Origin of the sequence: Pseudomonas sp. FP2300, assembly GCF_030687595.1 — a bacterium.
In the GTDB taxonomy this organism is placed as follows: Bacteria; Pseudomonadota; Gammaproteobacteria; order Pseudomonadales; family Pseudomonadaceae; genus Aquipseudomonas; species Aquipseudomonas bijieensis.
In genome coordinates, this window is sequence record NZ_CP117440.1 from 254170 (window position 1) to 276979 (window position 22810).

The 22810-nt window shown below is 61.5% G+C and carries 17 protein-coding genes; 6 read left to right on the plus strand and 11 right to left on the minus strand.

What is annotated here, in order from left to right; genetic code table 11:
* Nucleotides 1-18: 18 nt before the first annotated feature.
* Nucleotides 19-543, minus strand: coding sequence for a DUF962 domain-containing protein (locus PSH86_RS01130; protein ID WP_305487228.1), 525 nt, complete (start codon nucleotides 541-543; stop codon nucleotides 19-21).
* Between the two features lie 87 nt (nucleotides 544-630).
* Between PSH86_RS01130 and PSH86_RS01135 the strand changes: the two genes are divergently transcribed.
* On the plus strand, nucleotides 631-1317 hold the full coding sequence (locus PSH86_RS01135; protein WP_305487230.1) for a Crp/Fnr family transcriptional regulator: 687 nt from the start codon (nucleotides 631-633) through the stop codon (nucleotides 1315-1317).
* Nucleotides 1318-1616: 299 nt separating this feature from the next.
* Here PSH86_RS01135 and PSH86_RS01140 read toward each other — a convergent pair whose 3' ends face one another.
* Nucleotides 1617-2621: an AraC family transcriptional regulator gene (locus PSH86_RS01140; protein ID WP_305487232.1), complete on the minus strand. Its 1005-nt coding sequence runs from the start codon at nucleotides 2619-2621 to the stop codon at nucleotides 1617-1619.
* A 100-nt stretch (nucleotides 2622-2721) separates the two neighbouring features.
* On the opposite strand from PSH86_RS01140, the gene PSH86_RS01145 reads away from it, so the two are divergent.
* Nucleotides 2722-3795 (plus strand): fatty acid desaturase, encoded by a 1074-nt coding sequence (locus PSH86_RS01145; RefSeq protein ID WP_305487233.1) that lies wholly within the window; start codon nucleotides 2722-2724, stop codon nucleotides 3793-3795.
* Between the two features lie 192 nt (nucleotides 3796-3987).
* On the opposite strand, the gene PSH86_RS01150 is transcribed toward PSH86_RS01145, so the two are convergent.
* From PSH86_RS01150 to PSH86_RS01160, 3 genes are all read right to left on the minus strand, one after another.
* Entirely contained in the window at nucleotides 3988-6492 is a 2505-nt protein-coding gene (locus tag PSH86_RS01150; protein WP_305487235.1) for a TonB-dependent siderophore receptor, read from the minus strand.
* 85 nt (nucleotides 6493-6577) lie between these two features.
* Nucleotides 6578-7579: a FecR domain-containing protein gene (locus tag PSH86_RS01155; RefSeq protein WP_305487237.1), complete on the minus strand. Its 1002-nt coding sequence runs from the start codon at nucleotides 7577-7579 to the stop codon at nucleotides 6578-6580.
* Complete coding sequence (locus PSH86_RS01160; protein ID WP_109756648.1) at nucleotides 7569-8069, minus strand: sigma-70 family RNA polymerase sigma factor; 501 nt, start codon at nucleotides 8067-8069, stop codon at nucleotides 7569-7571. Before PSH86_RS01160 ends, PSH86_RS01155 begins: the two co-directional genes overlap by 11 nt.
* Nucleotides 8070-8322: 253 nt before the next feature.
* On the opposite strand from PSH86_RS01160, the gene PSH86_RS01165 reads away from it, so the two are divergent.
* Nucleotides 8323-10203 carry a methyl-accepting chemotaxis protein gene (locus PSH86_RS01165; RefSeq protein WP_109756647.1) on the plus strand — a complete coding sequence of 627 codons (1881 nt, stop codon included), beginning with the start codon at nucleotides 8323-8325 and terminating at the stop codon, nucleotides 10201-10203.
* A gap of 195 nt (nucleotides 10204-10398) precedes the next feature.
* On the opposite strand, the gene PSH86_RS01170 is transcribed toward PSH86_RS01165, so the two are convergent.
* The 5 genes from PSH86_RS01170 to PSH86_RS01190 form a co-directional block, all read right to left on the minus strand.
* Complete coding sequence (locus tag PSH86_RS01170) at nucleotides 10399-10863, minus strand: SRPBCC family protein (RefSeq protein WP_305487240.1); 465 nt, start codon at nucleotides 10861-10863, stop codon at nucleotides 10399-10401.
* Between the two features lie 32 nt (nucleotides 10864-10895).
* Nucleotides 10896-14441 (minus strand): non-ribosomal peptide synthetase, encoded by a 3546-nt coding sequence (locus PSH86_RS01175; RefSeq protein ID WP_305487242.1) that lies wholly within the window; start codon nucleotides 14439-14441, stop codon nucleotides 10896-10898.
* A 10-nt stretch (nucleotides 14442-14451) separates the two neighbouring features.
* Nucleotides 14452-15384 (minus strand): diiron oxygenase, encoded by a 933-nt coding sequence (locus PSH86_RS01180; RefSeq protein WP_109756643.1) that lies wholly within the window; start codon nucleotides 15382-15384, stop codon nucleotides 14452-14454.
* Nucleotides 15381-16157, minus strand: a complete 777-nt coding sequence (locus tag PSH86_RS01185; protein ID WP_109756642.1) for a DUF3050 domain-containing protein — start codon at nucleotides 16155-16157, stop codon at nucleotides 15381-15383. Before PSH86_RS01185 ends, PSH86_RS01180 begins: the two co-directional genes overlap by 4 nt.
* 685 nt (nucleotides 16158-16842) lie before the next feature.
* Nucleotides 16843-17535 carry a GntR family transcriptional regulator gene (locus tag PSH86_RS01190; RefSeq protein WP_305487245.1) on the minus strand — a complete coding sequence of 231 codons (693 nt, stop codon included), beginning with the start codon at nucleotides 17533-17535 and terminating at the stop codon, nucleotides 16843-16845.
* A gap of 268 nt (nucleotides 17536-17803) precedes the next feature.
* On the opposite strand from PSH86_RS01190, the gene lapG reads away from it, so the two are divergent.
* The 3 genes from lapG to PSH86_RS01205 all read left to right on the plus strand — a co-directional run bounded on the left by lapG (nucleotide 17804) and on the right by PSH86_RS01205 (nucleotide 22116).
* Complete coding sequence (gene lapG, locus PSH86_RS01195) at nucleotides 17804-18427, plus strand: cysteine protease LapG (protein WP_370873791.1); 624 nt, start codon at nucleotides 17804-17806, stop codon at nucleotides 18425-18427.
* Nucleotides 18428-18441: 14 nt separating this feature from the next.
* The gene (lapD, locus tag PSH86_RS01200) at nucleotides 18442-20388 is read left to right on the plus strand and encodes a cyclic di-GMP receptor LapD (RefSeq protein ID WP_305487247.1); all 1947 of its coding nucleotides are present in this window, start codon (nucleotides 18442-18444) and stop codon (nucleotides 20386-20388) included.
* 1356 nt (nucleotides 20389-21744) lie between these two features.
* Nucleotides 21745-22116 (plus strand): DUF6124 family protein, encoded by a 372-nt coding sequence (locus PSH86_RS01205; protein ID WP_305487249.1) that lies wholly within the window; start codon nucleotides 21745-21747, stop codon nucleotides 22114-22116.
* 286 nt (nucleotides 22117-22402) lie between these two features.
* Here the strand turns inward: PSH86_RS01205 and PSH86_RS01210 are convergent, their stop codons facing one another.
* A complete protein-coding gene (locus tag PSH86_RS01210) occupies nucleotides 22403-22741 on the minus strand; it encodes a hypothetical protein (protein WP_003196545.1) in 339 nt (112 codons plus the stop codon).
* Nucleotides 22742-22810: the final 69 nt, after the last annotated feature.

Below are 22810 nucleotides of genomic sequence, written 5' to 3' on the forward strand. Positions count from 1 at the left end.
GCTCCCATAGAGGGGGCTTCAGGCCGCCGAGCGCTGGTTGCGCAGGGTTACCGGCCCGACGCGCTCTTCAATAGCCTGCTTCAGTTCGCCACGAAGTCCCAGCAGGAAACCCGCTTCAACCACCACGAACAACGGCCCGACAATCAACCCTGTGAGGTCGTCGACGAACGCCGGCTTGCGGCCTTCGTAATAGTGACCGACAAACTGGATCACCCAACCCACTACAAACATGCCCAGGCCACTGCCCAGCCACATCGAAGTGCTTTGCGCGGCGAGCATCTGGCCCAGCCAAACCGCCAGGCCCAGCAGCACCGTCATCAACACACCCAGGCGTATTTCCAGGCGCAGGTAGAACCACGCACTGGCCACGGCCGCCAGCAACGCGGGCGACACCAGAACCGCACCCATCGGCCAGCCGGGTCGTGACAACAATACGGCGACGGCGACGAAGATCAGAGGAATGCCAATGAAATGGCTGGCGATGTTGCGCGGGTCGCGGTGATAGGCGGCGTATTGACTGAGATGATCGACGAGGCTTTTCATTGTTGTTCCTCCTGAGGTGATGCCTGCATGATGCCCAGGTACCCCAAGGCGTTCTGTCAGTTAGCCGACACTTGTCCCGGAGTTTCCATGAATTCGCATCCCTGGCACTCACACCTGATGGCCGGCCATTGGTACAGCCATCTGCCTGATGAGTTACAGAATAGTCTGCTGGACATGGCGCGGCTGCGCCGCCTGCCGCCGGGCCATCGGCTGTTCCAGCGTGGCGATCCACCCTGCGGGTTGTATGCCGTGCTGGAAGGCGCGGTGCGTGTCGGTGCGGTGAACGAACAGGGCAAGGAGGCGTTGCTGAGCGTGGTGGAGGCGCCCCACTGGTTCGGTGAAATCTGCCTGTTCGATGGCCAGCCGCGGACCCATGATGCGGTGGTCGTAGGTCAATCTGCGCTGCTGCACTTGCCCCAGGCGCCGTTGCTGGCCTTCCTGCAAGAACAACCGATCTATTGGCGGCATCTCGCATTATTGATGAGCCACAAACTGCGCCTGACCTTCATCAACCTCGAGCACCTGAGCCTGATGCCCGCACCGGCCCGCGTGGCCCACCGCCTGCTGATGATCGCCGAAGGCTACGGCGAAATCGAACCGGCGCGCCGGGTTCTGCAACTGCCTCAGGAGCAACTGGCGCTGATGCTCGCGCTGTCGCGCCAGACTACCAACCAGGTCCTCAAGGACCTGCAGGCCCAGGGCATTCTCCACCTGGGTTATGGCGAGATTGAAATCCTGGATATCGAGCGGTTGCGGGCCCTGACCACAACCTGAAGTCTGTGGGAGCGGCCATGCACAAACGGTGTGGCGAGGGAGCTTGCTCCCGCTGGCCTGCGCAGCAGGCCCCAGCATGTTTACAGGCGGAGTGCTTGGACCGGTTTTGCGGCTGCTGCGCAGCCGAGCGGGAGCAAGCTCCCTCGCCACGGGGCTTGGGTTGCCTGGGCGAAAATCATCGCGAGCAAGCAAGCCCGCTCCCACAGGGGGTTGGTGTTGTCGCAACTATCGTGGTCACACCGTCCCCATTGTGGGAGCGAGCTTGCTCGCGATGGGGCCAGCCCAGGCGTCGAAAATCCCTAGCGCAACCCATCCCGAAACTGTCCCGGCGTCATTCCGGTCCAGCGTTTGAACGCGCGGCTGAAGCTGCTGGCATCGGCAAATCCCAACAGATAACTGACTTCGCTCAGCGAACATTGCGGATCGCGCAGGTGCAGCAGCGCGAGGTTTTCCCGGCATTCGTTGAGCAGTGCGTCGAAGCGGCAGCCTTCGTCGGCCAGGTGCCGTTGCAGGCTGCGCAGGCTCAGGTGCATGGCCTGGGCGATGCGTTCGGCGCTGGGTTCGCCTTCGGGCAGTTGGGCCTCGATGGCCGCGCGGACCTTGCGTTCCCAGGTCAGTGGCTTGAGCTGGGCGAGGGTGCGCTCGAGCACTGTTTCGTTGTGTTCGGCCAGTTCCGGGTTGGCGTCGTCCAGGTGGCTGTCGAAGTCGCTGAGCTCGAACTCCAGGCGATCCTGGTCGGCGCCAAAATGTACCTGCGAGCGGAATACCTTGTGCCAGGGCGCGGGATCCGCTGGCTCCGGGCGTCGCAGGTAGACCGCCAGCGGTGCGTAATCGCGGCCCAGGCGGTTGCGGCAGGTGCGCACATAAATCGCCGCGAACGCATCGATGGCCTCGAAGGCTGGCGCCGGTCGGCCCGGCGGCACGTCGAGGCTGAAGCGATAACGGTCTTCGCCACGGCTCAATTGCAGGGTCAGCGCATCGCTGACCACCGGGTGATAGCGCACGATCCGCTCGAACACTTCTCGCAGGCTGCCGCTGGCGACCAAGGCATAACCCAGCGCGTGGAACGTGGTGGGGCTGACGAAGCGCGAGACCCGCAGGCCGATGGCCGGGTCGCCGCTGGCCTGCACCGCCAACGCCCACAGGCGTGTGGTGCCTGAGAGCGGGTAGCGGGCGTTCGGGTCGTCCATCAGTTGTGGATCGAGCCCGGCTTCGACGCACAGGGCATGGCTGTCCAGGCCCAACGCATCGAGCTGTTTGCGCAGGGCGCGGGTCCAGCTGGCAAGGGAGGTCGGTTCAGTCATGACGATTGGCGCTTGCGGTCAACAGGTTGGCGTTTACGGCTACCACCCGAGGGGACAACGCCCGGCAGGATGAGCACATCGATAACAGAGGATGTAAGCCATGCACGGCACTTGCGCAAGCCCCGAGCGATTGAATGCACAGCAGCGATCCGCCCATATTCGCCAGGTGGTATTGGCCCGGGGCGAGCAATTGCGTCAGCGCTACCCGATTTTGCGCCACCAGGATGCATTGGGCGCGGGCATCCTGGCGTTTGCCCTGGCCGGAATGATCGGTTTGGCGCTGCTCTACATCAACGGTCATCTTGCCGGATGGGCGTGCCTGCTGCTCAACGCTTTTTTCGCCTCCCTGACCCACGAGCTGGAACACGACCTGATCCACAGCATGTACTTTCGCAAGCAACGCCTGCCCCACAACCTGATGATGGGCCTGGTGTGGCTGGCGCGGCCGAGCACCATCAACCCGTGGATCCGCCGCCACCTGCACCTCAACCATCACAAGGTGTCCGGCAGCGAGGCCGATATGGAGGAACGGGCCATCACCAACGGCGAACCCTGGGGGCTGGCGCGGTTGCTGATGGTCGGCGACAACGTGATGTCGGCCCTCATCCGTCTGCTGCGGGCCAAGACCTGGGCGCACAAGCGCAGCATCCTCAAGCGCACGCTGAAGGTTTATTTCCCACTGGCGTTGCTGCACTGGGGCGCCTGGTATGTGTTTCTCGGTTTCCACGGGGCCAACGGTGTCGCCAGCCTGCTGGGCACGTCGATTGACTGGTCGACGACTACGCTGGCGACGATGCAGGTGATCGACATTGCGGTGGTGGTGATCATCGGCCCGAATGTATTGCGGACCTTTTGCCTGCACTTCATCAGTTCGAACATGCACTACTACGGCGACATCGAACCGGGCAACGTCATCCAGCAGACCCAGGTGCTGAACCCCTGGTGGTTGTGGCCGTTGCAGGCGTTCTGCTTCAATTTCGGCAGCAGCCACGGCATTCATCATTTCGTGGTGAAGGAGCCGTTTTACATTCGCCAACTGACGGTGCCGGTGGCTCACCAAGTGATGCGGGAAATGGGTGTGCGGTTCAATGACTTTGGCACGTTCAGGCGGGCGAATCGGTTTGTGGGTGAGGAGAATGTGCTGCGGGATGAGGTGGGGCCGGCTCGGGTTTGAGACGCACCACTTTAGGCATGAAAAACACATTCTGTGGCGAGGGGATTTATCCCCGTTGGGCCGCGAAGCGGCCCCTAAAGGCTGGGTGTCGTCAGGCCTGACACACCGCAGTGCCGGGTCTTGGGGCTGCTGTGCAGCCCAGCGGGGATAAATCCCCTCGCCACAGGGGAGGTGTCAGCTCTGGGAAACGGGTTAGAACTGGTAACTCACCGTCGCCGCCACATTGCGTTCTTCACCCATGTAGCAATAGCTCAAGCTGGCGCAGGAAGCGACGTAGGTTTCATTGGTCAGGTTGTTGGCGTTCAGGCGCACGTCCACGCCCTTCAAGCCGACCTTGCCCAGGTCATACCCCACCGAGGCATCGAACAGCGTGTAGGACGGCACCTTCATGGTGTTCTCCGCGTCGGCCCAGCTGTAGCCCACATACCGCACGCCACCCCCCAGGCGCAGGCCGTCGAGGGCGCCGCTGTCGAACTTGTAGTCGGCCCAGACCGAGGCCATGTGGCGCGGCGCCTGGGTCGGTGAATTGCCCTTGTTTTCGATGAGGTCGGTGGCGGTGCTCAAGGTGCTGATCATCGATTTCGAGTATTCGATATCGGTGAAGGTGTAGCTGCCCAGCACTTTGAATTGCTCGGTCAGTTGCAGATGCGCTTCCAGTTCCAGGCCTTGGGAGCGCACGGCACCGATGGCGCGGTAGAAGTTCTCCTGGGGCAGTTTGGTCGCCAGGTTTTCCTGGTCGATGCGAAACAGCGAGGCGGTGTACAGGTCATCAGTGCCCGGCGGCTGGTACTTCAGGCCCAGTTCCCATTGCTTGCCATCGGTGGGCGGCAGCGGGTTGCCGGCGCTGTCGGCGTAGGAGTTCGGATTGAACGACTCGGAATAGCTGACGTACGGTGCCAGGCCGTTGTCGAACAGGTACAGGGCCCCGGCACGGCCGGTGAGCTTGGTGCGTTTGTCGTTGATTTCGGTGCCTTGCGGGCGACCGAATTCGGCAATGCGATTTTCATCCGAGGTCTCGACCCAGTCCTGGCGCAGGCCCAGGGAGAAGCGCCACTTGTCCATCTCGATCAGGTCTTGCAGGTAGACGCCGGTCTGCTCCAGGCGTCGCAGGTAACTGGTGGGGCTGAAGTAGGTGATGGCCGAGTTGCCATAGGTCGGGTCGAAGGCGTTGATCGGGGCGAGGCTGCCGCTGGTCCAGTCGACCACGGTTTTGCGTCGTTGATAGTCCGCACCCATCAACACGGTGTGCTTGGTCGCACCGGTAAAGAATTCGGCTTGCAGCATGTTGTCGACGATGAAGGAGTGGAGCTTTTCTTCGGCGCCGGTGTAATAGCGGTTCAATTCGTTGCTGGTGGGCGTGGTCCAGCCATAGGCGTAGACCTGATCGTTGGTGACCTGGGAGTCCAGGTAACGGAAGTTCTGCCGGGCGGTGAAAACATCGTTGAAACGGTGCTCGAACTGGTAGCCGAACGACTGCTGGTCGCGTTCGTAACCGTCGACGCCAGGTTCGCCTTCGAAGAAGTTTTCCGAGATCCGTCGGCCGTTGCGCTGGTGCAAGGTGCCGTCGGCCGGCATGCCGCCGTGGTAGCCACCGTCGGGGTCATGTTGCAGGTAGGCCTGGAGCGTCAGCGAGGTGTCGTCGCTGAAATCGATGTTCACCGTGGGGGCCAGGGCGAAGCGCTTCTCCTTGTTGTGGTCGAACTGGGTATCGGAGCTATCCGCCAGGCCGATCAGCCGATAGGTGATGCGTTTGTCGTCATCCACCGGGCCGCTGAAGTCGAAACCCATGCCCCGTTGGCCCTGGGTGCCGACCGTGGCCTGGATCTGGTGATAGGCCTCGTACAGCGGCTTCTTGCTGGTCAGCGCCACCAGGCCGCCGGGCGAACTGCGGCCGTAGAGCACCGAGGACGGGCCTTTGAGGATATCGACCCGCTCCAGGAAGTACGGGTCGACCTGCATGGAGCTGTAGGTGCCGCTGTCGCCCATGGACTTGAGGCCGTCGAGGTAGATGTTATCCACCGAGCCGTCGTTGAAGCCGCGCATCGCCACGTAGTCGTAGCGGTGGGTGGCGCCGTAGGGGTTGGTCAGCACGCCAGGGGTGTAGCGCATGGCCTGGGAGACGGTTTGCGCGCCCTGGTCGTCCATTTGCTCGCGGGTGACCACGGACACGCTCTGGGACGTTTCGCGCAGGGCGGTGCTGGTCTTGGTGGCGACCTGGCTGTGGGTGGCGTTGTAGCCTTCCATGCTGCCCAGGGCGTTACCCAGAGCGAAGCCCTTGATGTCCGTGGTCGGCAGTTCCAGCGTGCTGCCGGCGGTCTCGGTTTGCAGCACGTAGCTGCTGCCATCCTGGCTGACGGCAACCAGTCCTGAGCCGCTGAGCAACTGGCTCAAGGCCTGTTCGCGCGAATACTCGCCCTTGAGCCCCGGGGACTGGACGCCGCCGGTTTGCGCCGGGGTGCTTGCCAGGGTGATCCCAGCCTGGCGGGCGAACTGATTCAACACATCGCTCAGCGGGCCGGGAGCAATGTTGTAGCTCTGGCGGCTGGCGGTCACGTCGCTTTGTGCGGCGACCGCAAGCATCGGTACGACGCTGCCCCCCAGCGCGGCGGAGAACAGCGCGGCATGAATAGCCTGGCGCAACAGGCCTGGTTGTGAAGATAAGCCGAAGGGATTCTTGAGATGTACGCGCTCAGTCATTGTGGGTTCCGTTGGAGTCGCTGGAGGCAGATAAGGGTTGCTTACTGTCCTAGCCGGACACCGGCTTGAAACCCGCCAAAAAAAATCAAGCCAGGCGTTCCACCGTGATCCACCAACGGGTTCGATAACGGATTTGCACAGGGAGCGTGCGTGGCAGGACGGCCAGCAATTTGTCGGTGTCCTCCAAACGGAAAACCCCCGACAGACGCAGGTCGGCAATCGACGCCGCGCAGTTCAAATAGCCTGGGCGGTAGCGTCCTACTTCGTTGAGAAAATCCGTCAGGCGCATGTTGCGCGTGACGATCAACCCGTCGGCCCAGGCACCTGCGTCCATGTCCAGGGGCGGTGCCAGGGTCGCTGTCGATGGGGTGATCAGGTAGTTTTGCCCGGCCTCGACCTGGATGGGTGTGCCATCGCTGTTGGGGTGGGAACGAATAACGACCCGGCCGCTGGTGACGCTCAAGCGCGTGCAGTCGCTGTCCTGGCGCACGACGAAGCGCCCCTCCAGCCCTTCGAACAGGCCATGTCGGCCTTGCACCCGCAGCGCACGTCCCGGGTCGCGTCCACAGGTGACCATGATTTCACCGCGGGCCAGGGTGATCAGGCGTTGCCCGGCGGTGAAATCCAGGTCGGCGGCGCTGTGGGTATTGAGTTCGAGCCGTGAGCCGTCCGGCAGTTGGAAACCGCGGCGTTCACCCGTGGCGGTGGCGAAATCGGCACTCCATGGGCGCCAGCCCAGATCCTTGCCCAGCCATGTCGCGCCGCCCACCAGTGCGGCACCCGAGAGCAACTTCAGGGCCTGGCGGCGACTGAGGCGCTGGGCACTGTTTTCCAGGGTATTCAGCGCGACATGGGCACCGGGCACTGCCCGCAGGTTCGAGGTCAACTCGCTGTGCAGCGATTGCACCCGCTGCCAGGCCAGTTCGTGTTCTGGATGGGCGGCGCGCCAGGTGTCGCATTGTTGGCGCAGGGTCGGGTGAGCGGTGTGATTGCGCAGGCGCAGCAGCCAGTTGATCGCTTGCCTGACCACCTGTTGCGACGGCCCGTTACGGCGGCTCTGCAAGTGATCCGCCGGCTCAGCTTTCATAGCGCAACACGTAGCAGTGGTATAGCGCATCGGCGACGTAGCGCTCCACCGAGCGCAGCGAAATGCCCATTTGCTCGGCAATCTGTTTGTGCGTCAGGCCTTCGCACTGGGCCAACAGGAAGGCCTTGCGCACTTTCGGCTTGAGGCCTTCGAGCATCCTGGCAATGGCTTCGAGCAATTCCAGGATCAAGGTCCGGGTTTCGGCGCCGGGGGTTTCGGCTTCCGGCAGGTGGGCTATGGTCTGGAGGTAGGCACGTTCGATTTCTTCTCGACGCCAATGGTCGATCACCAGGCCTTGGGCGATGGTGCGCAAAAAAGCGCGTGGGGCTCGAAGCTCCAGGCGTTCGCTACGCTGCAACAGGCGCACGAAAGTGTCCTGGGCCAGATCCGCCGCATCGGCGGCATTGCCCAACCGGGTGCGCAGCCACGTATTGAGCCAGCCGTGATGTCGGCTGTAGAGCGCCTGTACTGCAAACTCGGGAGATGACATGGACGCGACGGCCTGGATGTTACAAATGATAATAGGTCGCATTGTCATCAGGCGTCGGCGAATTTGCAACCACCGTTCACTCGCTGTGGCCTCCCGTCGCCTATTTCTTCGAAACTCTAATTATTTGTACAGGCTTGCCGACAGACTGGTATGCGTGCACCAAAGTGGAGCGAAGTGATAACCGCTCGCACTGTCACATGGAACGTTGCAAACCTGGAATGCACCCCCACTCCTTGCATAAGAAGCCTCCTCGATGAATCTAAAGTTCAGTCACAAAATCCTTCTGGCCGCCTCTGGCGTGGTGGTTCTGGCTTTTGCCCTGTTCACCCTCTACAACGATTATTTGCAGCGCAACACCATCGGCAGCAGCCTTGAGTCGTCCATCGAGCAATCCGGCGACCTGACCGCCAGCAGCATCCAGAACTGGATGAGTGGCCGGATACTGGTGCTGGAAAACCTGGCGCAAAACATCGCCCATCAAGGCACTGGTGCGGATCTGCCGGGGTTGGTCGATCAGCCGGCGCTGACGTCGAACTTCCAGTTCACTTATGTGGGCCAGGCCAACGGTGTCTTCACCCAACGTCCTGACGCAAAAATGCCTGATGGCTACGACCCGCGTCAGCGCCCTTGGTACAAACAAGCCGTGAGCGCCGATAAAACCATGCTGACCCCGCCTTATCTGGCGGCGGTGGGTGGCCTGGTGGTGACCATTGCCCTGCCGGTGAAGCACAACGGCGAATTGCTCGGCGTGGTGGGCGGCGACCTGAGCCTGGAAACCCTGGTGAAAATCATCAACTCCGTGGATTTCGGTGGTATCGGCCATGCGTTCCTGGTCAGCGGCGACGGTCAGGTGATCGTCAGTCCGGATAAAGACCAGGTGATGAAGAACCTCAAGGACATCTACCCCGGCACCCCCGTGCGCATTGGCAAGGGTATCCAGGAGGTCGAGCTCAACGGTCAGGACCGTATCCTTTCGTTTACCCCTGTGACCGGCCTGCCGAACGCCGAGTGGTACATCGGCCTGTCGATCGACAAGGCCAAGGCCTACGCACCGCTGAGCCAGTTCCGTACGTCTGCGTTGATTGCGATGTTTGTCGCGGTGGCGGCCATTGCCTTGCTGCTGAGCATGCTGATCCAGGTGTTGATGCGTCCATTGACCACCATGGGCCGCGCCATGCAGGACATCGCCCAGGGCGAAGGTGACCTGACCCGGCGCCTGGTCGTACAGGGCAAGGACGAATTCGCCGTGTTGGGTGGTTCGTTCAACCAGTTCGTGGAGCGGATTCACGCATCGATCTCGGAAGTGTCTTCCGCGACTCGCCAGGTGCATGACCTGTCGCAGCGGGTGATGACCTCGTCCAACGCTTCGCTCGTCGGCTCGGATGAGCAGAGCGCCCGTACCAACAGCGTGGCCGCGGCTATCAACCAGTTGGGCGCCGCGACCCAGGAAATCGCCCGCAATGCCGCCGACGCCTCGCAACATGCCAGCGGTGCCAGCGAACAGGCCGATGACGGTCGCCAGGTGGTGGAAAAAACCATCCAGGCCATGACCGAGCTGTCGCAGAAGATCAGCCTTTCCTGCACTCAGATCGAAACCCTGAACGCCAGCACCGATAACATCGGGCACATCCTGGATGTGATCAAGGGCATCTCCCAGCAAACCAACCTGCTGGCCCTGAACGCCGCCATCGAAGCGGCACGGGCCGGTGAAGCCGGGCGTGGTTTTGCGGTGGTGGCCGATGAAGTGCGCAACCTGGCGCACCGCACCCAGGAGTCGGCCGAAGAAATCCACAAGATGATCACCTCGCTTCAAGTCGGCTCCCGTGAAGCGGTGACGACGATGAACGCCAGCCAGACCTCCAGCGAAGAAAGCGTGGAAGTGGCTAACCAGGCGGGTCTGCGACTGGTCAGCGTGACGCAGCGCATCGGTGAGATCGACGGCATGAACCAGTCGGTGGCCGCCGCGACCGAAGAACAGACTGCCGTGGTGGAAACCCTCAACATGGACGTCAGCCACATCAACCTGCTGAACCAGCAAAGCGTGGCCAACCTCAATGAAACCCTGAAGGATTGCGATGCCTTGTCGCAACAGGCCAATCGACTGAAGCAGTTGGTGGACAGCTTCAAGATCTGACATCACCGCTAACCGCGATACCGCAATCGCGAGCAGGCTCGCTCCCACAGGGATTGGCGGTGAGCCTGGATCTTCGGCCCACCCCGAAACCAGTGTGGGAGCGAGCCTGCTCGCGATGACGGCGACACAGCAAGCATCATTGCCAACTGACCCACCGCTATCGCGAGCAAGCCCGCTCCCACAAGGGAGTGGTGCTTACTTGAACATCATTTGCACATTCCCCATCGCCTCATCGGCAAATCCTTGCAGGAAATCCTTGAACCCCGACGGTGTATGAGCATCGGTGTGGTCGGCGATGATGGTCCAGGTGGCGCGGCAGCGGTTGTCGCTCAGGGGCTCCACGCGCATCGCCGCCCAGAGGTTGTCGATGCCCAGGGTGTTGTAGATCAGCGTCCAGGTCATGTGCATGGCCTGGTCGTCCCGGCTGTTGAGCTTTTCCACCACCAGGTTCTGCCCGTCGCGGAAGAATTTCTTGCGCAGGGACCTCACTCCATCACCGGTCATTTCGATACGCTCCAGCGCCGGAATGAAACGGTTGAATCCGCCAAAATCACCCACCACCTCCCAGACGCGCGCCGCGTCGGCTGGCACCTCCACCGAGGTTTCGACGTGGCAGGCATGGGGGTTCTTGATCAGGGTGTCGGGTTGAAATGCACTCATGGTCTTGCTCCTTGCTTTGGGTTGAGGGTGTTTCAGATGAAGTCGATAGCCTTGAGGTAATCAGCGCCGCGGCGTAACAGGGCCGGGGACTTTTCCGGGTAGCGGGCGCCCATCTGCCGCACACCGGCGCGGGCGTTGTCATGGCTGATCAGCGAGATGTCGCCGATGTCTTCCTCGAAGCCGTTGAGGTAGAAACCCAGCACGCCAAATAACGCGTTGTCGGCATCGACCCGCGCCAGTTGCCGTTGCCACTCGGCGACGCTCACCAGGGAGAACTCCCGGCCGCTGTCGCGGAACGACGCCACATAAGCGTCCCAGCTCAACGGCTCGGGGTTGTGCAGGTTGAACACCGCTTGCGTCGGCTGGTAGCGGCTGGCGTGGAAGGCGATGAAACGGGCCAGGAAGTCCACCGGCATCAGGTCGAAATTGAGGGACAGGTCTGGCACCTGGCCGAGCTGGATCGAGCCCTTGAGCATCAGCATCAAGCGATTCTTATGGGGCTGGCAGACCCCGGTCAGGCTGTTGAAACTGATGTTGCCGGGGCGGAACAGATTGACCCAAACCCCGCGATCCCGAGCGCGCTGCAGGATCCGTTCGCCCACCCATTTGGACAGGTTGTAGCCGTTCTTGATGTAGATCGGTGGGGTCTTGGCGGCGGGCTGTTCCAGTACCTGGCCGTCGGCATCCAGGGCACTGGACGCCGAAAGCGTAGAGACGAAGTTGAAGATCTTCTTGCTGCGCCCCTCACACAAGCGCAGGCATTCGAAGATCGGCTCCACGTTGTCCCGCGCCAGGGACTCGTAGTCGAGCACATGGTTGACGTGGGCCGCGTTGTGCACCAGCGCACCGAAGGTACGGTCGATGTGCGCATAGACGTCGTCCGGCAGACCCAGTTGCGGCTGGGTGATGTCGGCGGCATATACGCTGACGCGGTCTAGATCCAGGTGGGTCAGGTGATTGTCCTGAAGCGCCTGGGAGAACCGCTCGGCCGCGCTTTGTTCAGCGCTGGCACGTACCAGGCACGCGACTTCGGTGGCGCCCCAGGCCAGCAACGCTTCGACGATGTGCACCCCGAGAAAGCTGTTGGCGCCGGTCACTACCACCTTATGCACATCGCCGCATTGGCTGATGGGCAGCGGATCGAGGTTGAGCTCGGCCTCGGCATCGATGAAGGCCTGGGTGCTGAGGGTCGATGCGCTGTTTTGTTCAGGGTCGTCCAGCAACTTCGCCAGGGTCATCAACGTCGGCGCTTCGATGAAGCGATTGATCGACAGGCTGCGGCCGAACGTCTGGCGGAGACTCAGCAGCAGTCGTGACAGCAGGATCGAGTGCCCGCCCAGGTTGAAGAAGCTTTCGTCGGTGGCGATATCTTCGACCGGCAGCTCCAGCAGATCGGCCCACAGTTGTCGCAGTTGCGTCTCCAGGGCGCTCTGCGGCTGGCGCCGCTGGCCGTCGGCGTGCACCTGCACCGCCATGGCGAGCAATGCCCGACGATCGACCTTGCCATTGCTGGTGTAAGGCAGGCTGGGCAACTCGACGTAGGCCGCCGGGTGCATGTAGCTGGGCAAGCTGTTCTGCACATGCTCGCGCAGGGCCTGGAGGGCAGCGCCGGGTCGCGCTTGCTCGGGATGCACCAGGAACGCCAGGATCCGCCGTCGTTCATCGACTCCCACCGCCACCTGGCGAAACAACTGGCTGTCGCGCAGGCAATGCTCGATTTCCTCGGGTTCGACCCGAAAGCCGCGGATCTTCACCTGGTTATCCCGCCGCCCGCTCAATTCAATGCCGTTGTCGGTCCATTGCCCGATATCTCCCGTGCGATAGACCCGCAGCGTTTGCCCGGTGGGCAGCGTCAGGTCGAGGTAGCGCGTCGCGCTCAGCGCCGGATCGTTCAGATAACCCAGGCCGACACCCGGGCCGGCGATGTACAGCTCGCCGGGGACACCTTGGGGAACCGGTTGCAGTTGTTCGTCCAGGATCAGTACCCGACCGTTGGCGATGGGCACGCCAAGGTTGCGGTTGTTGTCGCCGACGCTGAATGGCCGCGTGGTGGCCAGGACCGTGGTTTCGGTCGGGCCGTAGATATTGTGGAACTGGCATTGTGGTGCGAGCTGTTCGATCACGAACGGCTCGCAGACATCGCCACCGGTGATCAAGTGCGTCAGGCCGAGCGGGGCATCGAGGGGCATGACGCTCAACAGCGCAGGCGGCAAAAAGGCGTGGCTGATGTGCTGTTGGTGAATCAACGCGACCAATTGCTGCGGATCGCGGCGTTGGTCTTCGCTGGGTACCACCAGCAGGGTGCCGTGGATGAACGTCGGCAGGATATCCAGCAGCGAGGCGTCAAAGTTGATGGTGGAAAACTGCAACACGCGGCTGTCGCGCTGCAACCCGACGTAGTCGCCATACCAGGCGCAGAAATGGCTGAGGTTGCGGTGACTGAGCAACACGCCCTTGGGCTGGCCGGTGGTGCCGGAGGTGTAGATCGCCACGGCCGGTTCGTCGCTGTCGACCCTGCGGCGGATCAGCGAAGCGGGGATGCCTGGCTTGGGCATTGGCAGTTGATGGACATTCAGCGTGGGCAACGAGAGCTCGCCCAGGTCGCTGTCGCCGTCGTGCAGCAGCAGGTCCGCCTGGGCATTCTCCAGGATAAAGCGCCGACGTTGCGCCGGGTGCTGCGGGTCCAGCGGCAGATACACCGCCCCGCAGCCCAGCACTGCCAGGATCGCCGCATACAGGTGCGCGGACTTGGGCAGGCACACGCCGATCACCTTGTGGGAGGAAGGCCTGTGGGAGGAAGGCTTGCCCCCGATGAACGATGACGCGGTTTGTTTGAGAGCATCGGTGTCTTCATCGCGGGCAAGCCTTGCTCCCACAGGTTCTCCAACAGCTCCTTTCTCATGTTCTGCTCGTTGCAGTATTTCCAGCATCGGCTGCTGCAACCTCAGCGCCAGGCGGCGCAAGGATTTGTAGTCGATGAGTTGTCCATCGATCCACAGGGCCGGTTGCGTCGCATCATCGAGCATGCGCTGTTCGATGCTGTGCATCACCGGCACGTCGGCGGCGGCCAGCAGCCAGGGTACCGGCGGCCGATTGAGGCCGTGCTCGAACGCCAGCGGCTCCAGCGCATCGAGCCCGAGCAGGGGGGCGGCGACAGTGTCAGCGTGTGCCGTCGGCCAGTGATCGAAGCAGGTTTGATCCCGGGATAACTGGCTGACCAGTCGTGCGCCCGTCTCGACCAGCGTCGCCAGCGTACGCAGGCGCAACGATTGACCATTGCCGTCACGTTGCGTCGCGATCACTTCCTGGCACAACAGCCGCTGCGCAGCGTCGCTAAACACCAACACCGGTTGCGGTAATACCTGCCCGGGCATGGCCTGCAACGCCACGCGTACCTGAAGGCAAGAGCGGGCCTGGGTGTTGCACTGCACGGTACCATCGTCGATCAACAGGTCGACCGCGCCGTGCCCGGACGGCGATTGCCGATCCACCACACCGTGGCCATGCAGCTCCAGTTCCCGGGCCAGTTCGGCCATGGCCTGGCTTGTGCCAGGCACTGCGATTTCGAGGCGTCTCATCGAAAGGTCCTCATGGGGTCAGGTAATCGGCAAGGGCGTCGCGTACGCAGGGGGACGCGAGCATCGAGCTGCCGCGGAAAAAGCGCGTGATGTTGCCCACCAACGGGTGAAAACGATTGATGGGATACGCCAGTGCACTGGCGTCTTCACGCAGCGACTGGCGCACCGACTCGTCGACGGGCAGGTGCGCGATCAGCTCGAAGTCGAACGCTTGCTGCAGGTCGCTCGCCAGGTATTGGGCGATGAAGCCGGGCATCAATCGGGCAATCGCCTCCTGGTCTTCCTCGGGGGCAGTGCGCCAGTAGATCTGCACCAGTCGCGTCCAGAAACCGGAGTGCCGTCCCTCGTCGAGCAAGTGATCGGCCATCAGCCCCTTGATCGAGGCCTTGACCGAGTCGTCCCGGGCGAATGCGGCCACTTCGTTGGTCACGGTGTTCTCGGCGATGGCGATGCAGATCAGCTCCACGGCGCTGAGCAAATGCTCTGGCGCCCGGGCCAGGGTCGCGGGTATGGCGCGGCTGAGTTCGATCTGCCCAGGCAGCGGAATGGGATCGATGCCAGTCATGTCGATGGTCTGTTGCATGAAGTCCATCGCCACCAGCGCGTGATAATCCTCGTCCACCACCACGGTCATCGCGTCATAACGGCAGGCGAACGGGAACTCGATGCCGAAGCGGTTCTTGGCGATACGCCGGGCGGTGTGGTCCACCAACTCGGTCTCGAAAATCACCACGTCGTTGATGAACTTGTAGAGGCTCTGCACCAGCACAAAGTCGCGCAACTGCGGGCAGTGGCTGAGAAAGGTCTGGCTGTGCACCAGCGGCTGGCGACTCATGGGGAAGATCAGCTTGTCGTCGTCTTCGACCCGACGCCGTGGTCGGGTGCGGATGGTGGCGCGGCTTTCCCAGGCGTCGGCGAAGGATTGGTAAGGGATGGCGTTCATGGCATCACCTGCGCAACCGGCTGGGCCATGCTCTGACGCAGGCCGTCCCACAAGGCCGCACGGCTGTGGACCGCGGCGAGTGCGGCGACCAGTACCTCGGTTTCACGTTGCGGGTCGCCGTCGATCAGCCGGGCCAAGAGTTTTTCCGCTGCCGGGCCATGGTCTTCGGAATCGACTTCGATGTGCCGTTGCAGGTAGTAGCGAAAGGTCGGTGCCTGATCCAGGCCTATGCCCCAGGCATCCAGCATGCGCTGGAACATCTGCGGGATGACGCTCTCGCGTCCATGCACGAACGCGGCGGCCACGCTGTGAGCCGGGGCGTGCAGGGCGGTGTGCAAGGTTTGGCGGACGAAGCGTGCCGCCGCCGGCTCGACATCGACACTCTCCAGCGCCGTTTCGGGGCTGACGCCTTCCTGCTGCAGAGTGATGAATTGCTCGATGGCGCGGGTATCGGCACCGACCTCGCGCATGGCATCCAGGTACAGTTCGAAATGGCTGCAATAGCCTGCTCCTGGGCGGTCATCCGATTCCTCGCCCAAGACGATTTCGTTGATCAGGCGTGCCGCGTGCGGGTCTGCCGGCGGCAGCCAGGGCAGGTGCACGCAGGTCAGCTCCCGTTGCAGCCGTTTGGTCAGTGACATGAAGTCCCACACGGCAAACACATGGCTTTCCATAAAGCGGCGTAACAGATCGATTGATGTTATTTCGGAAAAAACCGGATGTTGGCCAAGTTCGTGTTTTTTCAGAGATAGTTGTTCTTTGGTTGGCTGCATTGGAACGTCCTCATCAATGATGTCTTATCCGGAAGGCGGCTCGTTATTTAATTAGGGCGAGCGGGTGCCTGAATCGGAATCCATGAATTACCAAGTAGCTTAAATGTTCGCCTTTAGTACGTGTTTCTGGCTTGCTGTGCCTGTGTTTAAAGGGTTTGTGGGGAGTTGAAAGGGTCGCCAAGAGTGCGACGAACAAAAAGCTAATACATGAAACAAGTAGGCGGCAAGTAATTTTTTAATTATTTTAAGTTGACTGTTTATTGGGCGCGAAGAAGGTTTTTAAAACTTTTTATATAAGTTTTATTGGGGCGAAGAAGCTCCTTCCGATTTAGGGGTATCAGAATCGAATAGTTCGAGTGAATGCCTCACTCGGAGCACTTCAGGGATCGGGGAGTTAAGAAGTTTTATGTTATGGGCAGGACGTCGGTCGGACATCCGATCATCCCGCCGGTTGGACGACGCTCCTTGCGTATTGGCTTCGATTCGTCTGGTTTCAGCCAGGCGTTGACTTCTTCAGGTCTGTTTTGAATCGACAAGCGCAAGAGTGAGCCCAAATCGATGGCAGTGCCATTGAACTGATGGGACGACGAGTCGCGGCCACGGCCAGGCCGCGCCGCGCAGGCGACAAGTGAGTCGGAAGGATATGTAAGAAGTTTTTACGCCGGCCGGAGCGGCCGGTGTGGGATCAAGGGTTCGACGACTGTTCCAGATAGCGGCGCATGGTGACGGAGGCTTTTTCCAGGTGCAGCTCCAGCAATACGATGGCCTTATCGATGTCCTTGGCACGCGCGGCGTCGAGCAGCGCGCGATGGTCGTCCTGGCTCAACTTGCCCAGCCCCATGGATGACAGGTGAAAGCGCAGGAAGCGCTCTTCTTCATTGAGCTCGCGCTCGATCAGGTCCAGCAGTTTGCTGTTGGGGGCCTTGTGATAAAGCGACATGTGGAACAGCCGGTTGAGCTTGCCGATCTCGGCGTGATCGGTTTCCGTTTCCAGCTGTTCGATGTACCGGGCGGCCAGTGCCAGGTCGCTGTCATCGAGCAGCGGGATGGACAGGCGCAGGGCGAAAGCTTCCAGGACCGAACGCAGGGCGTAGGTTTCTACTGCATTGTTGGTAATCAATGGCGCCACTACAGCACCCTTGTGCTGGACCACATTGAGCAGTGACTGCGCCTCCAACTGGCGCAATGCCTCGCGTACGGGCATGCGGCTCACGCCGAACAGGTCGGCCAGTTCCTGCTGGCGCAGGGCGGTGCCGCAAGGCAGGCGTCCATCGAGGATGGCCTCGCGCAGAGACTCTTCGATGATCGAACGTGCCTGGTCAGCCGGGATGGGCCCGTTGACCTGGATAGTGCTAAGCGGTTTTGGCTTCTGTGTCACGACAACACCTGACTGGTAGTAACGAAATTGGATCCAAGCCAACGTTAGTTACAGATTTCCAAGCCGTCAAAATCTCGCGGCCCCAGTTCCTGAACTAAAGTTTAGTCTGCCTGCGGTGATTGCACCCTGCCATTGTCTTTTAGTGGGCCAGGCTTCACCATCCAACGAATTTCCAACGGCCCTTTTCGGACGTATTCCCTTGGCTGCACCTTTCCCTGTTCTCAGGTCCTTGCGCTGGCTGTGTTCGGCATTGCTGCTGGCCGGCCTGATGCTGGGTGGCCTACGGGCTGACTGGGACTTTGCGCAGATCAGCCGACGGGCGCAAGCGTTATATGGTCCCTTGGGCGAAGGGCAGCAACGGATCGACGCGTGGCAGCAATTGTTGGCGACGCAGAAACAGATCCCGGAACTGGAACAGCTCAAGGTGGTGAACCTGTTCTTCAACAAACAGGTGCGCTACGTGGAAGACATCGACCTGTGGCGCGAGGTCGACTACTGGGAAACCCCGATCCAGGCCCTGTGGAAGGGGGCCGGCGATTGTGAGGACTACGCCATCGCCAAGTATTTCAGCCTGCGTCATCTCGGGGTGTCCAGTGACAAGCTGCGCATCACCTACGTCAAGGCCTTGCGGCAGAACCGTGCGCACATGGTGCTCACCTATTACGCCACGCCCGAGGCGATGCCGCTGGTCCTCGACAGCCTGATCGACGGCATCCTGCCGGCCAGCCAGCGAACCGACTTGCTCCCGGTCTACTCTTTCAATGCCGAAGGGCTGTGGCTGCCGGGCGCCAAGGGCAACAAAAAAGTGGGTGACACCAAGCGCCTGTCCCGGTGGCAGGATGTGTTGAAAAAAATGCAGGCCGAAGGTTTTCCGGTCGAGACGACTAACTAGGAGCGCGCGCTCAGATGTCCTTGTTCAAACAGCTGTTGATCGCTATCTGTCTGTTCCTGGTGGTTGCCTTCAGCGGCAGCTTCATGGTCAGCCTGGAGAGCTCGCGGGCCCAGTACGTCAACCAGTTACGCTCCCACGCCCAGGACGCGGCCACGGCGCTGGCGTTGTCGTTGACACCGAACATCGACGACCCGGCGATGGTGGAGCTGATGGTCAGCTCGATCTTCGACAGCGGCTACTACGCCAGCATTCGCGTGGTCGATGTGGCCACCGACAAGACCCTTGTCGAACGTACCGGCACGCCGGACGCCGGCAGCGTGCCGCAGTGGTTCGTCAAGCTGATCGGCCTGGAACCGGCCGGCGGCGATGCAATCGTCAGCCGCGGCTGGGAACAGGCGGCGCGGGTCGAAGTGGTCAGCCACCCGATGTTTGCCCTTGCCAAGCTGTGGCAGAGCGCGCTGGGCAGCCTGGGTTGGTTGCTGCTGTGCGGCGCCGTGAGCGCGGTGCTGGGAGCCTTGCTGCTGCGTCGCCAGCTCAAGCCGCTGGACTACATGGTGCATCAGTCCCATGCTATCGCCCGACGCGAGTTCCTGAGCCTGCCGGAGCTGCCACGCACGCCTGAACTGCGGCGCGTGGTGCAGGCGATGAACCAGATGGTCGAGAAACTCAAGGCGCTGTTCCAGGAGCAGGCCGAGCGCAGCGAGAAGCTGCGGGTCGAGTCTTACCAGGACAATCTCACGGGCCTGGCCAACCGGCGTTATTTCGAGATGCAGCTCAACGCGCGAGTGAGCAACCCGGAGCAGGCCAGCTCCGGTTATCTGCTGTTGTTGCGGGTCAAGGACCTGGCCGGTTTGAACCAGCGGTTGGGCGGGCAGCGTACCGACCAGTTGCTCCAGGCGGTGGGCGAGCAATTGCTGCGCGAATGCGCGCGGTATCCGGAAACCCATAACCTGGTCACGCGTATTCGCGGTGGCGAGTTCGCGGTGCTGGCACCTGGGCTGGTGCGCGAGGAAGCGCTGCAACTGGCGCAGAACCTCGAAGCCGCGTTGGCGAGCTTGCATGCCACCGGTGCGACGGATGTGGCGTCGGTGGCCTCCATCGGGCTGGCGCCGTTCGTCCATGGCGACTCGCCGCAAGCGGTGCTCCAGCTTGGCGACCAGGCTTTGGCCCAGGCCGAAAGCCAGGGCGAACCGGGTTGGGCCTGCCTGGACCACAGCGCCTCGGCGAGCGTCGGCGATGATCACCATGCCTGGCACACGTTGCTCGACCAGGCCTTGAATCATCAGCGATTCGAGCTGTACTTCCAGCCGGTGGTGGCTGCCCAGGACACCCAGGTAGTGTTGCATTACAAGGTGCTGTCGCGTTTGTTGGACGAGCAGGGTCAGACGATTCCCGCCGGGCGGTTCTTGCCGTGGTTGGAGCGCTTTGGCTGGACCGCGCGCCTGGACCGTTTGATGCTCGAACAGGTGCTCGAGCAAATGGCCGGGCATGAGCAATCCCTGGCGCTGAACCTGTCTTCGGCGACCTTGGCCGATCCGCAGGCGCTGAACAAGGTCTTTGAAATCCTGCGGGCGCATTCCAACCTTGGGTCGCGCTTGACCTTGGAGATTGGTGAAGAGCAATTGCCGGAGCAAGCTGTCCTGGAACAATTGACCCGGCGTTTGCGCGAGCTTGGCTTCTCTCTGAGCCTGCAGCGTTTTGGTGGGCGGTTCAGCATGATCGGTAACTTGTCGCGGTTGGGGTTGGCTTACCTGAAGATCGATGGCAGCTATATCCGTGCCATTGATCAGGAGAGTGACAAGCGTCTGTTTATCGAAGCGATCCAGCGTGCTGCCCACAGTATTGACTTGCCGTTGATTGCTGAGCGGGTTGAGACGGAGGGGGAGTTGGCGGTGATTCGGGAGATGGGGTTGTTTGGGGTTCAGGGGCAACTGGTTGGGGAGCCTCGGCGGTGGGGGTGAGGCTTTGTTGACGAGGCGGCCTGGTAGCCGGCCTGTGCTTTTTTGAACGAGTACATATCCATTGCTGCGGTAACGGCGGCTGGCGGTTACGCCCTTACGGCGTGTCACTTTTGGCAAACGCCCCAAAAGTAACCAAAAGGTCTTGCCCCACCACTCGGTGCCTCGCCTAGGCTCGGCATGCCCTCACTCCGGCATTGCTCCGTGGGCCCGCCGCGAAGGACCATCCATGGTCCAGCGCGGCTATCCCGGCATCCATGCCGGGATGCCCACTCCACAATGCCTGCGTTCGGCCAGCGTGGTTAACGGGGCCCCCAGATCAAAAGCCGAAGCGAGGCGGCCTGACAGCCGACCTGGCTCTCCCGGCCGTACTCCGGTCCCATTGTGGGAGCGAGCTTGCTCGCGATGCGGAGGGTCAGTTTGTGGTGATGTTGGATACCCACAGGGTTTTTGGGAGCGGCACAGTCCTGTGGCGAGGGGATTTATCCCCGCTGGGCTGCGCAGCAGCCCTAAAGCAATGAACTCAGCCTTCCTGGCACACCGAGTTGCTTGGTTTGGGGGCCGCTGCGCAGCCCAACGGGGATAAATCCCCTCGCCACAAAAGCTTCCCAGCCATCACGGCACAGATTGATCAACGGTAAACGCTATGCGAGCTTGCTCGCGATAACGGTGGTTCAGTCATATGTCTACTGGGCTTGCTGGCCTCTTCGCGAGCAGGCTCGCTCCTACAGAGGAACGCGATCCCCATCAAGAACCAGGTCGGCTATCAGGCCGCCTCGCGGTGGACGTAGATTTTGGCGCCCCGTTAACCACGATGGCCGAACGCAGGCATTGCGTAGTGGGCACCTCGGCATGGATGCCGAGGTAGCCGCGCTGGGCCATGGATGGCCCTTCGCGGCGGCCCACGGAGCAATGCCGGAGTGAGGGCACACCGAGCCTAGGCGAGGTGCCGAGTGGTGGGGCATGAGCGTTTTGGTTACTTTTGCGCTCTTCAAAAGTGACCCGCTGTAAGAGCGGAACCGCCAGTAGCCGTTACCGCAGAAATGGATATACACCCCATCTAAAAGTAAGGTCCTAGGAGATTTCCTTCGAGTTGTAGCGAACTTGGAGAACTTGTCCGGCGTCTGTCCCGTGGCTAGTCTGGATTTGTCACTGAAAAAAACGGTGACACTGGCGTGCAAGCCGGTTAAAAGACGACGCGCAAGCGCTTTATGGCGGTTGTGCGTGGGAGATTTCTTCGCGAGGAGGAGTCTGCCGGGGTTCCGTCTGCCCGGTCTTGCACACCTGCGTACAACTGCCACCTCATTTGCGTGCAAGCGAAGGGTGTCGGTTCCACTTCTACAGATGGAGCTTCACGACATGTTTAAAGTAACTCCGAATCCGCCAGAAAGCCCTGGCAACGCCTCCGACAAATCCTCTAAATCCAAAAAACTCGACGAAGCCGCCGAACGCGCCCTCGACTACTACCTCAATCCCAAACCAACCGATGAAGCCTCGGGAAAACCCCAAACTGCCCAGCTCTTCATGGTCTCCCCAGACATCGACACCGAAACCCTCCTGGCCAATGCCTCCGAAGACTTGCTGTCCATCAGCGCCATCGCGGCCGACCTGGCTGATGACGTCGACGGCTCACGCCGCAGCGTAATCCTGGCGATCAGTCGAATGGCCGATGGGGTGCATTTGTTGGTGGAGCGGGCGATGGATCGGCTTGAAGTGCAAGCGTCGAGCTGACAGGCCAGCGGTGGATTGACGATTGCCATCGCGAGCAAGCTCGCTCCTACAAGAGATCTGTTGGCGAATGGAAAATTGCGCCCTGGCACAAATCCAATGTGGGAGCGGGCTTGCTCGCGAAGGGGGCGGCACAGTCAACATCATCGACATCTGACCCACCGCTTTCGCGAGCAAGCCCGCTCCCACATAAGAACTGTGCGACGGCAATATCTGCGACTTACCCCATCCCCCTGTGGGAGCGAGCCTGCTCGCGATGAGGGCAGCCCTGACACCGATGAAACCAGGCCTAGATCAACCCCTTCTCATCATCATCGATCAACCGGCTCAACCCACCCAATGCTTCCCGGGCCTGGGTGCGGTCCATCAGTTTGGCCTGGGCCGCCGGTGGCAGGTCAGTGACGCGGATGACGCCTTTGCTGGTCAGCACCTGGATCAAGTCGTCGAGTACCCGGATCATCTCCAGGTCGCTCTGCTTGAGCTGCTTGAGGCTGTTTTCCACCGCCTGGTTGGCGAACCAGTCCTGGATCTCGTGGTTGTCGGCCGGCAAGGTCTCGGTGGCTTCGGCGTAGGCGGTGGCTTCTACGCGCACCAGCAGGCCTTGTGCATCGCGTTGCACGTAAAACATCGGGCATCCCTCATGTATGAAGCGGCGTCATGCTGGGCAGCATAGGCCAACTGCAGAGGAGTATGAACA